This is a genomic window from Pseudolabrys sp. (assembly GCF_050250095.1).
Taxonomy (GTDB): domain Bacteria; phylum Pseudomonadota; class Alphaproteobacteria; order Rhizobiales; family Xanthobacteraceae; genus Pseudolabrys.
The window spans coordinates 249,902-263,888 of record NZ_JBFWPH010000003.1; the positions used below are offsets into that span (position 1 = coordinate 249,902).

A 13,987-nucleotide genomic window follows, 5' to 3' on the forward strand; every position below is an offset into this window, starting at 1 on the left:
GACTACAGTCCGAGATAGGCAACCTTCAGGCGCTCGTCGTTCAGCAAATCCTGTCCGCGGCCTTCGAGCACGATGCGGCCGTTCTCCAGCACATAGGCGCGATCCGACACCTGCAGGACGTGATGCACGTTCTGCTCGACGATCAGTACGGTGATGCCCTTGTTGCGAAGGTCGGCGATCAGGTCGAACAGCAGCTTGACGTAGATCGGCGCAAGCCCCTCGGTCGGTTCGTCCAGCAGCAGCGTTTTCGGCTTCGCCATCAGCGCGCGGCCGATCGCCAGCATCTGCTGCTCGCCGCCGGACAGCGTGCCAGCGATCTGGGTGCGGCGTTCGGCCAGCACCGGCAGCAGCGTGAAGACCTCATCGAGCGTCTTGGCAGCGGTCGCCCGCGCGGCCTTGGTGTAGGCACCGATCTCGAGGTTTTCGAGAACATTCATGAAGGGGAACAAGCGGCGGCGCTCCGGCACCAGCACGAGACCGAGCGGCACCCGGTCGTAGGCCGGCAGGCCGATCAGTGGCGCGTCGTTGAATCGGATGCTGCCGGTGCAGAACGTACGCAGCCCGGCGAGTGAATACATCAGTGTGCTCTTGCCGGCGGCATTCGCTCCGACCAGCCCGACGATCTCGCCGTCCGCGACGGTCAGATCGATACCGTGCAGCACCTGGATCTGCCCGTAAAAGGCGTTGAGCTTCTCGACCTTAAGCAAGGCTCATCTCCTCGCCGAGATATGCCTTGATGACGGCGGGATCCTTGGCGATGTCGGCGGGCTTGCCGTTGGCGATCAGCTCGCCACGGTTGAGCACGACGATGCGGGTCGCGGTGCGCATGATGGCGTGCAGCACGTGCTCGACCCACACGACCGTGATGCCGCGGGCCGGCAGTTCTGCGATGAACTTCGTCATGACGCCGACCTCGGTCGGCGTCAGGCCGGCCATGATCTCGTCGAACAGCACCAATTTGGGCTGCAACGCCAGCGCCCGCGCCACTTCGAGGCGCTTCAGCAGGCCAACGGTTAGCGTCGTCACCGGGGCGTCGACGTAATCCTGCAGGCCGACATCGTGCAGCGAACGCACCGCCAGCTCGCGCGCCGCGCGAACCGCGTGGTTATGCTGGAATGCGGTCAGCATCACGTTCTCGACGACCGAAAGCTGCCGGTAAGGCTTCGGGATCTGGAAGGTGCGGGCAATGCCGATCCGCGCGATCCGATACGACTTCCATGTGGTCACGCGCTGGCCGTCGAACACGATCTCACCGCCGCTCGGCAGCAGCGCGCCAGCGATCAGGTTGAACAGCGTGCTTTTGCCGGCGCCGTTTGGGCCGATCAGGCCGAGCAGTTCGCCCTTCTCCACCGTCAGATTGACGTTGCGGACGGCCCACAGCGCGTCGAAGCGCCGGCTGACTGTGTCGAGCTTGAGGAGCGCGGTCATCGCTCGCCCGTCCGGCCGGTCAGGCGCATCAGCGCCCCGGCGATACCGCCGGGGAAATACAGCATCACCACGATCAGCAGCCCGCTGTAGATGACGAGATGCAGGCCGGCGGCCTGGTTGCCGAGATAGGCGCGCAGCAACTCGGACATCGGCGTGATGAGGAACGAGCCGAGCACCGGCCCGATCGCGGTGCCCAGTCCGCCGACAGCGGCCAGCAGCGCGAACTGGAACGACAGTTCCGGCGAAATCACGAAGGTCGGATCGAGATAAAGGAAGTATTGCGCAAACAGCGAACCGCCAATGCCGGTGATGCCGGCGCTCAGCGCCATCGCCACGGTCCGCACAAGCAGCGGATTGACGCCCGCAGCGCTGGCGGCGTCCGCGTCGTCGCGCACCGCGAACAGGTAATAACCGTAGCGTGAGCCCTCGAGCCATTTGGTGAAGGCGAACACCGCGACCAGAAACACCAGCATCACGACGACGTAGGCGCCCTTCGACGCGAACACCATGTTGGCGAGGCCGTTCACCGGCGGAATCGACAGGCCCTCGGGACCGCCGGTCAGCGTCGCCCAGTTCAGCGCGGCGATGCGCACGACCTCGGAGGCAGCCAGCGTCGACAGGATGAAGAACGGGCCGCGCAACCGCGCGCAGATCATGGCGAGGATCGCGCCGGTCGCAGCCGCGATCAGGCCGCCGATCCAAATACCGATCCACGGCGTCAGGCCGACATTCACGAACAGGATGGTCGAGGCGTAAGCGCCGATCCCGAAGAAAGCCGCGTGGCCGAATGAAATCAGGCCCGCATAGCCGCCGGCGAGATTCCAGGCGAGCGCGAGGCCGGCCCAGAGAAACGTCAGCACCGCGATGTCCTGCATCGTTGGCGGCAGCACGGTGACCGCCAGCACGCCGCAGACGACCAGCAGCGCAAGCTCGAATACCGAAACGCGACTGCCCCGCCGCGGCATCAGCAGCCAACTTTGCTTCGACGATGAGACGGGCGATACGGACATGATTTACTCGTTGATGCCGATATTCGCCGCGCCCTTCTGGCCGAGGAAGCCATTGGGCCGAAAGATCATCACCAGCAGGAACAGGATGAAATAGAACATCTGCCCATAAGCCGGCGCGATGTAATAGCCGCTCAGCGACTGCACGACGCCGATGCAGATGCCGCCGAGCAGCGCGCCTTCGATGCTGCCCATGCCGCCGAGCACCACGATCACGAAGGCGATCAGCACGAAATTGAGGCCCACCGTCGGGAACACCGAGAACAGCGGCATCATCACGCAAGCCGCGATGCCGACCAGCGCGGAGCCGCCGGCGAAGGTGATGAGGAAGATGCGCGGGATCGGCACGCCCATCAGCATCGCCGCCTCGCCATCCTGCACCGTGGCGCGGATCGCTTTGCCGAGATAGGTGGCGCGGATCAGCCACTGCAGCAGTATCGTGCAGGCGATGGTGACGCCGAAGCCGATCAGCAGCTCGGCCTTGAAATAGAACGGCCCGATCTCGATCGAACGAGCGAACATCGGCCGCACGTCCCACAGGTCCGCCGTCATCATCATGAGTGCGACGTTCTGCATGAAGATCGACAGGCCCATCGTCGCAAACACCACGACGAGATGCGGCTTGTCGAGCGCTGGCGCGATGATGATGCGATGCATCAGCGCGCCGAAAAGGAACATCGCCGGCACTACCGCGATCGCCGCGACGTAGGGATTGAGGCCGAGATAGAAGGTGATCGCCCACGCGCCGTACATCGCCATCATCAGGAATTCGCCGTGGGCGAAGTTGACGACGCGCAGCACGCCGAACACCAGCGTCAGCCCCATGCTCATGAGAGCATAGATGCCGCCGAGAAAGATGCCGGACAGCACGAGCTGGCCAAAGGTGCTCATTGCAAAGGACCGATCGACACGAGGATCAAGGCAAAGCGGGTCGCGCGCCCCGCGGAGGTGTGCGCTCCGCGGGGCGTCCAGACCTTAGCGCTTGCTCCAGTCGGGCAGCGGCACCATGACCGGCTCGTGGGTCGCGAGCTTGGCCGGGAAGACTTCCTCGTTGCCCTGCGCCGTCCACTGCCACACGCCGATCGAGGCGCGCAGGTTCTGCCCGGCGTCCTTCGGATTGTCCTTCCAGTCGAAGTTGGTGAACTTGATGCCGGAGCCGTTCACCAGCGAGCCTTCCGGCAGGTCGAGCTTCAACGCGATGTCGCGCAGCTCATCCGGCTGGAACGTCTTGGCCTTCGGCAGCACTTCGGTGAACAGCGCCCAGATCGCCGAGAAGCCGGCCGCGGCATGACCCGCCGGCGGACGCTTCATCTTCGCTTCGTAGCGCTTGTAAAACTCGTCGGCGACCTTGCGGACTTCCGGCTTCAGCACGTTCGGATTGACCTTCGGCGGGAAGTCGGAAACGAACAGGCCGTTCACCGTGCTGCCGATCGAGTTGCGCAGATCCGGCGAGGAATAGCCGGCGCTGACGCCGATGAAGGCCGCGACGTTGAAATCCAGTTCCTTCGCCTTGCGCTGGAACAGGATGGCGTCGTTCGGGAACGAGATCGCGACAAGAATGTCCGGCTTGGTGTCCTTCAGCTTCTGGACGATCGGCGTCATGTCGGTCGCGAACTGGTCGTAGCCTTCGTCGTAGACCAGCTTGATGTTCTTGGTGGTCGCGTAGGCGCGAATGCCGTCGCCCACCGACTTGCCGAAGGCGCGGTTTTCCCACAGCAGCGCGATGCGAAGCTCGTTGAGCGGCTTCTTCAGGCGCTTGGTGAGATCTTCGATGATGAAGTCGACCGCAACCTGGCCGTAGAGGCGCGCGGGCGCGCCGACCTGGAAGGTGTGCTTGAAGCCGCGGCGGGTGATGATCTCGGCCGCGCCGGTCGTCTCCCAGTGGAACACGCCGTGACGCTCGGCCGCCTGGCTCACCGCGATGGCGAGCGGCGAGGCGAACGAGCCGGTGGTGATCTTGATGCCTTCCTTGGTGATGAGGCGCTCGGTCTCGCTGATGCCGGCAGCCGGCGACGTCGCGTCGCCGCTGACATATTCGATCTTGCGGCCGTTGATGCCGCCGCGCTCGTTGATCATGTCGCGGGCGATTTGCATGGCTTCCCAGTTCTCGATGCCGTTCTTGGCGAACGGCCCGGTCAGCGGCAGCAGCACGCCGATCCGGATGGGCTCCTGGGCTTGGGCAAAATTCGCAGCGACGACGCCGATTAACGCCCCGATGGCAACCACGCTGAGGCGCAGCCACGTTTTCATAACGTCTCTCCTTGAATAGATCCCCGGCCGACCCTTTTGGTCCGACGAATAACGCTAGCAACAGCCTCAACATGCAGCAATCGCATTGTTTCTATACAAGCGATGCACTTTCCGTATAATTTCAAGCCGTGAAGTATTTGCCGCCGAAGGCCGCGTCATGGATCTCCAGCGTTTGCATTATTTTCTCGCGGTGATGGAGCACCAGAACCTCAGCACCGCCGCGCAGTTGCTGCGGGTGTCGCAGCCGACGCTGAGCCGGCAGATGCGCGCGCTCGAGCGCGAGTTCGGCACGCCGCTGTTCGTGCGGGCGGGGCGCGGCATCGAGCCGACCGAAGCGGCAAAACGTCTCAGCGAGGGATTCAAAGGCCTCGAGCGTCAGCTACGCTCGCTGAAAAGCGAGGTCGCCTCCGCCTCCGACCAGCCGAGCGGCGAAGTCGCGTTCGGCATTCCGCCCTCCCCGCGCACGCTGCTCGCGGTGCCGCTGATTGGCCGCTTCGCGGAAGCCTTTCCGAACGTCACGGTGCGCGTCACCGAGGAAACCAGCGGCCAGGTCAGCGATCAGATCGCGGGCGGGATGCTCGATCTCGCGGTGACGAATATTCACGAGCCGGTCCGCGGCGTCACAGCCGAGCCGCTCGGCCGCGAGCAGATGCTTTTGATCGGCCCGCCCGACAGCAAGCTGACCCGGCGCGCGTCGATTGCGATCGAGGACCTGGGCGACGTTCCGCTCATTCTGACCACGCGGCCGAACAGCCTGCGCCTGTTCGTCGAGACGCGTCTCGCGCGGATCGGCAGAAAGACAAAAATCTGCATCGAAGCCAATACGCTGCCGCTGATGACCGACCTCGTCATGGCGCGCCTCGGCCACACCGTACTGCCGAGTTGCGGTGTACGCGAACTCCTCAAGAAGAAGCTGGTGAGCGCCTGCCCGGTTGAGGGATTCTACATCACATGGCTGATCGCCCAGCCGAAATCGCGTCCGCTCAGTTTCGCCGCGCTGCAGCTCGCGCGCGTGTTGCGCGAGATTGCCGACGAGCAGATTGCGAAGAAGATTTGGGAGCCGGCGGAGATGACGACAAAGGATGCGGAAGGCAGCGCCGGACAGAATTTCCTGACAGGCGCCGAGTAACACCAGCGCACCAACCGTATGGCAGCTTAGACGTAGCCGAGCCAGCGCCAGTAGGTCGCGCCGAGCAACATTACAAGCGCGATGGCGATCAACGTCAGCACCAGCCCGGTGCGAACGAAATCCCGCGCCGTGAAGGTCTCCGTGCCATAAGCAACCATGTTTTGCGGCGCGTTGACGACGAGGATGAACCCGAAACTCACCACGAATTGCAGCAGCATGGTCATGCCGATGACATTGATGCCAGGCGTCGCCACCCCTTTCAGCACCGCGATCACGATCGGGATCATCGCCGAAGCAAGCGCGGTGGCGCTGGCAAATCCAAGATGGATGACAACCAGGAAGAGCGTCATCACACCCAGGATGAACAGCGCGGTCGCATTCTTGAGCCCGAACTCCGCAACCACGATATCCGCCAGCCAGGTCGCGCCCTTCGTCTGAAGGAGAGCCGTGCCGAGGCTGATGCCAATTCCGAACAGAAGCACCGTTCCCCACGGGATTTTCGGCTGCGCTTCTTTCCAGGTGAGAATTCCGATGCCCGGCATGAACATCAACGCGACGGCGACGACTGTCGTCGAACTCGTGTCGAACTTGTGCAAAATGCCCTCGGTCGCCCAGAACGCGATCAATGTCAGCGAGATCGCCAGCAGCTTCTTCTCGGCCGCTTTCATCGGGCCGAGCGATGCGAGGGATTTGCGAATGCCTTCGATACCGCCGGGCGCCTGCTCGATCTCCGGCGGCATCATGCGGGTCATCACGAAGTAAAGCGCGATCGACATCAGAATGCCGAAGGGGGCGGCCGCCATGAGCCATTCGCCCCAGGTAATCGTCTGATTGAAAGCTTTCTCGATAAACCCGATCGCGATCATGTTTTGCGCGGCGGCGGTTTTGATGCCGACATTCCAGATACTCGCCGTCTGCACCGTCACGATCATCAGCATGCTGGCGAATGCGCCGCGCTTGTCGGCGCCGAAGGCAGAGATAATGCCGAGAGTAATAGGCACGAGACAGGCAACACGCGCCGTGGTCGAGGGCACCATGAAAGCAATCACGAAACCGACGAGAATGGTGCCGATGACTACGCTGCGGGTGCCGGTGCCAACACGGGAGAGGATTGTCAGGGCGATACGCTTGTCGAGACCGGTCTGCGTCATCGCGGCGGCAAGAAACAAAGCCGACATGACGAGCACGAGACCGGTCGTCGTGAAGCCGCTGAAGGCGAGGCTCATCGCGCCGCTGGTGCCAAGCAGCACCTTTGGATTGGCGACGTTCGGAGCAAGGCCGATCAGGAACGCGATCAGCGCCGCGATGACGAATGCCGACACCGCATAGTCGATGGCTTCGGTCATCCAGACGATGACGGCGAAAGCCAATATGGCAAGCATCCGGTGGCCCGCGACGGGCAACCTCTCAGGAGTCGGAAGAAGCAGCACGATCACGAGCGCCGCGATGGCGGCGAGAAGACCCCAGTTGGTGCGGAACCAACTTAAAGGAGCACTGGCATGGCTTCGAACGTCCAGAGCATTCGCCATCGGTCGCCTCCTTGTTTCAAAATATTCTGAAGGGGCGATCGAGGGATGGCCTTGACGTGAATCAAGCTCCTACTGGCGGCGTGACGAAATGACTTTGGCTTGATGAGAATCAACACATCCATTCGCGCCCGCGCGCATCAATGCCGGGCAACTTAACGACTGATCGCCGCGAGGCGAGAAAGGAAGCAAGATGACGACCTCTCACAAATTCAAGGTGCCGGTCGTCGCCGCACTGGCCTTGGCCGTTGTGGTGAGCGGCGCCTATGCGCAGCAAGCGTCGAAAGCTCCGGACTCGGAACCGCCGGCCTATGGCCGAGGCTATGGTCCCGGATACGGACCAGGAATGATGGGACCCGGCCGGATGATGGGACCGGGCATGATGGGCGGCCGTTATGGCCGTGGCCTTTGCAATCCTCGCGCTGCGGGTTTGGCCGAATGGCGCATCGACCGCATCGAGCGCATCGTGAAACTCGATGACACGCAGAAAAAGGCGCTGGACGAGGTTCGCGCGACATCCGCCAAAGCCGCGAGCCAGATCGCGCAGGCCTGCCCGAAGACGTTTCCGGCCAACGCGGCGGAGCGGCTGACGGCGATGGAGAATCGCATGGAGGCGATGCTGCAGGCCATCAAGACCGTGCGCCCCGCGTTCGACGCGTTTTATGGCACATTAAATGCCGAGCAGAAGCGTCAGCTCGATCGCGCCGGGCCCCGCCGCTGGGGGTGGGAGCGCTGGGGCTGAGCGCATCCGCATTCGGAAAAAGCCCGCGCTGCCTGCTTTCTCAGTGGTCGCTGTACTCTGAACGGCACTTTATAAAAAACGAGCGATCCGAGAGTCCGGATCGCTCGCTTCGCTCGGCGTTGATCGCGATGGGAGTGAAACGCGTCACGCATTCAGTCGAGCGAGAGCTCCGTAGTTACGAAGCACCACGCGGCGCGAGCTCGGCAACGCGATCGCGCGATTGTTCTCAAGCTGCGTGAGTGTCCGCGACACCGTTTCGATGGTGAGGCCGAGATAATCGGCGATATCCTGGCGCGACATCGGAAGATTGATTTCGCCGGACTTGCGCTCCCTTGCCGCCATCTCGAGAAGGAAACCCGCCACGCGCTCCTGCGCGCTCTGAATGAGAAGCAGGATGTGATTCTGCGCGCGCTTCAGCTCATTGATCGTGAGATCGAGCAGCAGCTGCGACAACTTCGAGTTTCCTGTGGCGCGGGACGCGAGCGCCGAACGCTTGAAGACCACCACTGCGCAGGAGCCGACCGCTTCGGTCGAATGAGTGTGCTCCGCGTCAGCCTCGATGCCGAAAACATCGCCCGGCAGATAAAACGCGCCGACCTGGCGGCGGCCGTCGCTGAGAATCTTGTAGGCGCGCACACAGCCGGTCTTGACCAGGTAGAGATACTCGGCTGCTTCGCCTTCTCCATAAATTTCCTCGTTGCGGCGGAAATTCATTACCGCACCGATCATTTCGAGCGAGCTGTCCAGCGAGGATCCGTCCGAGAAACCGGTTTTCTGGCTGGCGGCATGAGCGGCTTGAATCTGGGTCATGGGCTCTCTCCCCTGCTTGACCGTTGCGCCCAGATTGCCGGCGGCTGACCCCGGAGAAAATTCAGATAAGCTCCCTAAGGGAAATCCCCTAGTTCTCTCCGAGCCGTTCCGAAGCTAATGTTCGTGGCGGGAGAGGCTCGAATGCAGACGGCGTGGCTCAGGCAGCAGGCTGAACTCAAAGCAGCCAGGCACCGGCCGATCAATCTCCCGATAGCCTATCTTACGGCCATCCTCCTGATCAGCATTGCTTTTCTGGCGCGGTTATTCGCGCTGGAGGGAATCGGCTCGCAAAATCCGTTTCTGCTTTACGTTCCGGCCGTCCTGATCGCCAGCGGGCTCGGAGGGCTCGGACCGGGCCTGCTGGCGACCTGCATCAGCGCCGTTCTCGGCCTTTACCCGTTTCCATCCGGACTGAGTCCGACGCCGACCGAGATGTTCGGCTTCGGCGTCTTTCTCATCATCGGCACCGGCGTGGCATGGCTGGGCGATCGGCTGCTGCTCGCGCGTGCCGCCGCAGCGACCGTCACACGCAACGTGCTTGCCCGCGAAGCACACCTGCGCTCCATACTCGAGACGGTTCCCGATGCGATGATCGTCATCGATCCGAACGGCATCGTTCAGTCGTTCAGCATTACCGCACAACGCCTGTTCGGCTATGGCGAAGACGAGGTGATCGGCCAGAACGTCAAAATGCTGATGCCGCAGCCCTACCGCGACAGCCATGACGGGTATCTGAGGCGCTACGGAAAAACCGGCGAACGCCGCATCATCGGCATCGGCCGCGTCGTCGTCGGCGCACGCAAGGATGGCTCCACCTTTCCGATGGAGTTGTCGGTCGGCGAAATGCGGTCGGATGAAAGAACCTATTTCACCGGTTTCGTCCGCGACCTCACCGAACGTCAGAACACCGAAGCGCGCCTTCAGGAGCTGCAAACCGAGCTGGTGCATATCTCCCGCCTCACCGCGATGGGCGAAATGGCGTCGACATTGGCGCATGAGCTCAACCAGCCCCTTTCAGCGATTTCCAATTACCTCAATGGCGCGAGCCGGTTGATTGCCGAGCGCACCGACGAGGATTCGGTGATGCTGCGTGACGCTCTCGGAAAAGCGAGCGATCAGGCTGTCCGCGCGGGGCAAATCATCCGTCGGCTGCGCGACTTCGTCGCGCGCGGCGAAAGCGAGCGTCGGGTCGAAAGCGTCATCAAGCTTGTCGAAGAGGCGAGCGCCCTCGCCCTGGTTGGCGTCAAGGACTACGACGTTCGTGTACGGATGGAACTCGACCCATCGGCAGACTATGTGATGGCCGACAAGGTCCAGATCCAGCAGGTGCTGGTCAATCTGCTGCGCAACGCCGTCGAGGCGATGGCGGAAAGCCCTCAGCGGACTCTCACCGTGTCGTCCGCCGGCAGCGAAAGCGGCATGGTCACGGTTCGCGTTGCCGACACCGGCGTCGGCATTTCCGCGGAGACCGCCCAACAGCTGTTCCGACCGTTCTTCACGACGAAAGCCCACGGCATGGGCGTCGGACTTTCGATATGCCGCACCATCATCGAGTCGCACGGCGGTAAAATCGGCATCGAGCCGAACGCCGGCGGCGGAACCGTGTTCTGGTTTACCCTGCCGCAAGTCACGGAGCAGGACCTCAATGGTAACTGACCGGCCGATCGTTCACGTCATCGATGACGATGACGCCGCGCGGGACTCTCTCGCATTTCTTCTCAAAAGCGCGCGCATGGCCGTCGAGATTCACGAATCCGCGTCTGAATTCATCAAGAACCCCGGAAGGCACGAAAACTGTTGCGTGATTACCGATGTTCGCATGCCCGGAATGAGCGGTATCGAATTACTCAAGCATTTGAAAAAGCAGCCCAGCCCGACGCCGGTGATCGTCATTACCGGCCACGGCGACGTTCCGCTTGCCGTCGAAGCCATGAGGTACGGCGCCTTCGACTTCATCGAAAAGCCCTTTGACGATGAGGTTTTGCTCAAATCGGTCCGCCACGCGCTGGAGCTTCTGAAGGTCAATTCGAAACGCGACGCGGATCGCGCCGAGATTCTCGAGAAACTCGCCACGCTGTCGGCGCGGGAGCGACAGGTTCTGGACGGCCTTGTGGCCGGATTGCCGAACAAGACGATCGCCTATGACCTGAAGATCAGCCCGCGCACGGTCGAGATTTATCGCGCCAACACGATGACCAAGATGGGTGCGGCCAGCCTGTCCGATCTCGTCCGGATGGCGCTGACGGCGGGGCTCCTCGAAACTCCGCGCAACGACTAGTTCCAGCGCGGTTGATTTCCATCAAAGTCCGCTCCTGCCGGTCGCTATATCATGGTGCTTAAAGCCACGGAGCACCCGATGCCGAGAAGCAATCAAGCCCCCCTCAAGCGCGTTATCCTGACGCTGGCGCGTTGCAAGGAATTTCCCGAAGGCTCGCGCGAGTACGGCTACGAGTTTATCGCGCCGCTCGACGTGAATGACCGCATTGATGTTTCGGCGTGGAAGCAGAAGCGTGCCGATTGCGTCGTTCGTCACTTCGCCGCGGGCCATGACGACATCACAGGTATGCTGATCCATAAACCGGGCGGGCGCGAGCACGTCCAATGGGTATTCGACTACGACGTTTCGAGCTCCGACGACGATGAGGCCGGCTTTCTGTTTGGCTCGCACCGCTTCCGTCCGGGCGAATACGTCTCGGTGCGTGGCACAGACGGAAAGCTGACGACATACGCCGTCACCTCGATCGAAGTGCTCGGTTAGTACAAGCCGCAGATCGCATTTTCATGCTTAAAGGCGGAACACTGATCATAGCGCTTCTGTGGATCACGGCCGGCGCGGACAATGCATCTGCGCAAAACGGTCAAGCACTGGTCAAGGACTACTGCAGCGGCTGCCACGCGGTCGGATCGACAGACAAAAGCCCGCACCCTGCCGCACCTCCGCTCAGACGCATCGGCGACTTTTACGATCTCGACGAGTTCGCCAGCATTCTTGAATCGGGGCGGCTGATCCCGACGCATCCCGACATGCCGACTTTCCGGCTCGACCGCGCGAGAGCCCGCGCCATCACCAATTACTTGCGGTCCATCCGGGAATAGGCTCCGGGTGCGGGGCTTTGGTTTGGCAGAGAGAGAGAGAGAGAGAGAGAGATTCGAACCCAAAGGCCCTGCGCGCAGGGCCGTCTTCACGCGAGCCGGCGCGCCGGCGGCGCGGCGGCGCGCGGACAAAGATCGAGGGTTCGATATCCCTCATCACCAAAACAAAATCCCGCCAACCGGCGGGACTTTGTTTTGGCGGAGAGAGAGGGATTCGAACCCTCGATACGGTTTCCCGTATACACGCTTTCCAAGCGTGCGCCTTCAGCCACTCGGCCACCTCTCCATCCAGGCCGAACAGGCTTGCTGTTCGCACCGGAGCGTCTTCCTAAAGGCGCAATCCGGATTTTGCAAAACGCCCCGGCTTGTTTTTCCGGCCCCGCCTCCCGCAAGCGATCCGCGCCGCGAGTTGCGCATATATATGTTTTTATTTGCATAATTTACCAATATTGACCCTTTTGGGAAATTAATGCAGGAATTGGAAAAGTCCTGAATTTTCAGAGATTTCGGGCTCAGACGCGCCAGGGCACCATGTCGGACAGTACCTCTGCCTTACAGCTCGTGCTGACGGGCGACCCGACCTTGATGGCCATCGTCTGGCTGTCCTTGGTGGTCAGCGGCAGCGCCGTTGTGTTGTCGGCCGTTATCGGCATCCCGCTCGGCGCCCTGATCGCGCTGACACGATTTCCGGGACGCGAGACCGTCATCGTCATCCTGAATGCCCTGATGGGCCTGCCGCCGGTCGTCGTCGGCCTCCTCGTCTATCTCCTGCTGTCGCGATCCGGACTGCTGGGCCCGCTCGGCCTGCTGTTCACGCCGCAGGCGATGGTCGTCGCGCAGACCGTGCTGGTAACACCGATCATCGCCGCACTGACGCGGCAGACCGTCGAGGATCTCTGGGCCGAGTACCGCGAAGAACTCGCGGCGATGAATGTCGGCCCGGCCCGCCGCATCGTCACGCTGATCTGGGACGCCCGCTTCAGCCTGGTGACTACGCTGCTCGCCGGCTTCGGCCGCGCGGCGGCGGAGGTCGGCGCCATCATCATCGTCGGCGGTAACATCGACGGCTTCACCCGCACCATGACCACGACGATCGCGCTCGAAACCTCCAAAGGCGACCTGCCGCTCGCGCTTGGACTCGGCATGGTGCTCATCTCCATCGTCGTCGTCGTCAACGCGCTCGCCTGGGGAGCGCGCCGGGCCGGCGAACGCTACGCGGGATGACCATGCGCGCGCCGACCGCCGATCTGCCGATCGTTCTCAGCGACCTCACCGTCAAGGTTGGCGCGGTGACGATCCTCGACCGGATGTCGCTGACGATCGATCCGGGCACGCCGACGATCCTGATCGGCCCCAACGGCTCCGGCAAAACGACACTGCTGCGGGTCCTGATGGGACTGCAGCCGCCGAGCACCGGCCACATTACATGGGGCGGCCGCAGCGACGCAGCCCCGGAGAAGCGCGCGCTGGTGTTCCAGCGTCCGACCATGCTGCGGCGAAGCGCGGGCGCCAATCTCCGCTACGCGCTGAACGCCGCCGGGATTCCGCGCGACGGACACGAGACGCGCATCGGCGAGTTGCTGCACCTGGTCGGGCTGGAGAATTTCGGCCGCCGTCCGGCGCGACGCCTGTCCGGCGGCGAGCAGCAGCGCCTCGCGCTGGCGCGTGCGCTGGCGCGCGATCCCGCGGTGCTGATGCTCGACGAGCCGGCGGCAAGCCTCGATCCCGCCGCCACCAAGGCGATCGAGGACGTCATCCGCGCCGTCTCGGCACGTGGCGTCAAGGTCGTGATGTCGACCCACAATCTCGGCCAGGCCCGCCGGCTTGGCGGCGACATCGTCTTCATGCATCGCGGCCGCGTCGTCGAAAGCGGACCCGCCGCCACGCTGCTCGACAATCCGAAGACACCGGAGGCGAAGGCGTTCGTCTCCGGCGAGTTGCTGATCTGAACGACACAAAAAAAGAGGAGGGTTTTATGCACACCCGTCGTTTTATTGTCGCT

15 protein-coding genes and 1 tRNA gene are annotated in these 13,987 nt (G+C 62.7%); 8 read left to right on the top strand and 8 right to left on the bottom strand.

All coding sequences use genetic code 11. The features are described 5' to 3' along the window. Window positions 1–2: 2 nt before the first annotated feature. The 5 genes from AB7F10_RS10615 to AB7F10_RS10635 form a co-directional block, all read right to left on the bottom strand. Window positions 3–707, bottom strand: a complete 705-nt coding sequence (locus AB7F10_RS10615; protein ID WP_428560569.1) for an ABC transporter ATP-binding protein — start codon at window positions 705–707, stop codon at window positions 3–5. Continuing rightward, window positions 700–1,428 carry an ABC transporter ATP-binding protein gene (locus AB7F10_RS10620; protein ID WP_428560571.1) on the bottom strand — a complete coding sequence of 243 codons (729 nt, stop codon included), beginning with the start codon at window positions 1,426–1,428 and terminating at the stop codon, window positions 700–702. Before AB7F10_RS10620 ends, AB7F10_RS10615 begins: the two co-directional genes overlap by 8 nt. Further along, the gene (locus AB7F10_RS10625) at window positions 1,425–2,438 is read right to left on the bottom strand and encodes a branched-chain amino acid ABC transporter permease (RefSeq protein WP_428560573.1); all 1,014 of its coding nucleotides are present in this window, start codon (window positions 2,436–2,438) and stop codon (window positions 1,425–1,427) included. Before AB7F10_RS10625 ends, AB7F10_RS10620 begins: the two co-directional genes overlap by 4 nt. A 3-nt stretch (window positions 2,439–2,441) precedes the next feature. Beyond that, window positions 2,442–3,326, bottom strand: a complete 885-nt coding sequence (locus AB7F10_RS10630; RefSeq protein WP_428560576.1) for a branched-chain amino acid ABC transporter permease — start codon at window positions 3,324–3,326, stop codon at window positions 2,442–2,444. Window positions 3,327–3,410: 84 nt separating this feature from the next. Beyond that, on the bottom strand, window positions 3,411–4,685 hold the full coding sequence (locus tag AB7F10_RS10635) for an ABC transporter substrate-binding protein (RefSeq protein ID WP_428560578.1): 1,275 nt from the start codon (window positions 4,683–4,685) through the stop codon (window positions 3,411–3,413). A 157-nt stretch (window positions 4,686–4,842) separates the two neighbouring features. Between AB7F10_RS10635 and AB7F10_RS10640 the strand changes: the two genes are divergently transcribed. Then, a complete protein-coding gene (locus AB7F10_RS10640) occupies window positions 4,843–5,814 on the top strand; it encodes a LysR family transcriptional regulator (protein ID WP_428560581.1) in 972 nt (323 codons plus the stop codon). A 26-nt stretch (window positions 5,815–5,840) separates the two neighbouring features. Here the strand turns inward: AB7F10_RS10640 and AB7F10_RS10645 are convergent, their stop codons facing one another. Then, complete coding sequence (locus AB7F10_RS10645) at window positions 5,841–7,343, bottom strand: DASS family sodium-coupled anion symporter (RefSeq protein WP_428560584.1); 1,503 nt, start codon at window positions 7,341–7,343, stop codon at window positions 5,841–5,843. A gap of 214 nt (window positions 7,344–7,557) precedes the next feature. Between AB7F10_RS10645 and AB7F10_RS10650 the strand changes: the two genes are divergently transcribed. Next, on the top strand, window positions 7,558–8,082 hold the full coding sequence (locus tag AB7F10_RS10650) for a Spy/CpxP family protein refolding chaperone (RefSeq protein WP_428560587.1): 525 nt from the start codon (window positions 7,558–7,560) through the stop codon (window positions 8,080–8,082). 144 nt (window positions 8,083–8,226) lie between these two features. Here AB7F10_RS10650 and AB7F10_RS10655 read toward each other — a convergent pair whose 3' ends face one another. Further along, window positions 8,227–8,892 (bottom strand): helix-turn-helix domain-containing protein, encoded by a 666-nt coding sequence (locus AB7F10_RS10655; RefSeq protein WP_428560590.1) that lies wholly within the window; start codon window positions 8,890–8,892, stop codon window positions 8,227–8,229. 141 nt (window positions 8,893–9,033) lie between these two features. Between AB7F10_RS10655 and AB7F10_RS10660 the strand changes: the two genes are divergently transcribed. The 4 genes from AB7F10_RS10660 to AB7F10_RS10675 are packed head-to-tail and all read left to right on the top strand — an operon-like array spanning window position 9,034 to window position 11,988. Further along, window positions 9,034–10,548, top strand: a complete 1,515-nt coding sequence (locus tag AB7F10_RS10660) for a PAS domain S-box protein (protein ID WP_428560593.1) — start codon at window positions 9,034–9,036, stop codon at window positions 10,546–10,548. Then, entirely contained in the window at window positions 10,538–11,170 is a 633-nt protein-coding gene (fixJ, locus tag AB7F10_RS10665; protein ID WP_428560595.1) for a response regulator FixJ, read from the top strand. Before AB7F10_RS10660 ends, fixJ begins: the two co-directional genes overlap by 11 nt. A 51-nt stretch (window positions 11,171–11,221) precedes the next feature. Next, entirely contained in the window at window positions 11,222–11,650 is a 429-nt protein-coding gene (locus AB7F10_RS10670; protein ID WP_428560597.1) for a hypothetical protein, read from the top strand. Between the two features lie 23 nt (window positions 11,651–11,673). After that, window positions 11,674–11,988 (top strand): c-type cytochrome, encoded by a 315-nt coding sequence (locus tag AB7F10_RS10675; protein WP_428560599.1) that lies wholly within the window; start codon window positions 11,674–11,676, stop codon window positions 11,986–11,988. A gap of 193 nt (window positions 11,989–12,181) precedes the next feature. Here AB7F10_RS10675 and AB7F10_RS10680 read toward each other — a convergent pair. Then, a tRNA-Ser gene (locus AB7F10_RS10680) sits at window positions 12,182–12,271 on the bottom strand. Between the two features lie 245 nt (window positions 12,272–12,516). On the opposite strand from AB7F10_RS10680, the gene AB7F10_RS10685 reads away from it, so the two are divergent. Together AB7F10_RS10685 and AB7F10_RS10690 are read left to right on the top strand one after the other, a co-directional pair. Next, window positions 12,517–13,209: an ABC transporter permease gene (locus AB7F10_RS10685; RefSeq protein WP_428560602.1), complete on the top strand. Its 693-nt coding sequence runs from the start codon at window positions 12,517–12,519 to the stop codon at window positions 13,207–13,209. Window positions 13,210–13,211: 2 nt separating this feature from the next. Beyond that, window positions 13,212–13,934, top strand: a complete 723-nt coding sequence (locus AB7F10_RS10690) for an ATP-binding cassette domain-containing protein (protein ID WP_428561553.1) — start codon at window positions 13,212–13,214, stop codon at window positions 13,932–13,934. Window positions 13,935–13,987 lie beyond the last annotated feature (53 nt).